Genomic DNA, 483 nt, shown 5'->3' on the forward strand with positions numbered 1-483 from the left:
CTGTTCGCCTTTGCAGAGGAGTGGAGCCTATAAACGGGGCAACCCAATGATTAAAAAGGGTAATTTATGCCGCTAATACCCCTTTTATAGACCGTGATTCACGTGGTCGCACCCTGCCAGACAGGGCGACCTCCCTCTCCGCAAGGCCCATGGCAGTGAAAACAGGGTAACCAAACGACTTTAATGAGGCATTACAAAAGACAATACCCCATTTAACGACTATGATTGCCCCATTTAGACAGCCTGAGCTTACATTTCCATGCACTCGCTTACCCCCGAGTACCTCACCGCGCTTCGCTTCGATGGTACCCAGGCCGCCACACTGCGCGCATTGGGCGAGTATCAAGGCAAGCAACAGCTCTACGCAGCCCAGTCTCCGGAAGCCCTCAAGGGCCTGCGCCAGATCGCGGTGGTCGAATCCACCGAATCATCCAACCGATTGGAAGGTGTTGTCGTCTCACCCTCACGACTGAAGTCTCTGGT

1 protein-coding gene is annotated in these 483 nt (G+C 53.8%); it reads left to right on the forward strand.

Features of this window, described 5'->3' with window-relative positions; genetic code table 11:
- Positions 1-259 precede the first annotated feature (259 nt).
- Positions 260-483 (forward strand): hypothetical protein (locus tag BST14_RS28305; protein ID WP_438502218.1); only part of this gene is annotated, 224 nt, incomplete at its 3' end.

It is taken from the genome of Mycobacterium arosiense ATCC BAA-1401 = DSM 45069 (assembly GCF_002086125.1).
Lineage (GTDB): Bacteria > Actinomycetota > Actinomycetes > Mycobacteriales > Mycobacteriaceae > Mycobacterium > Mycobacterium arosiense.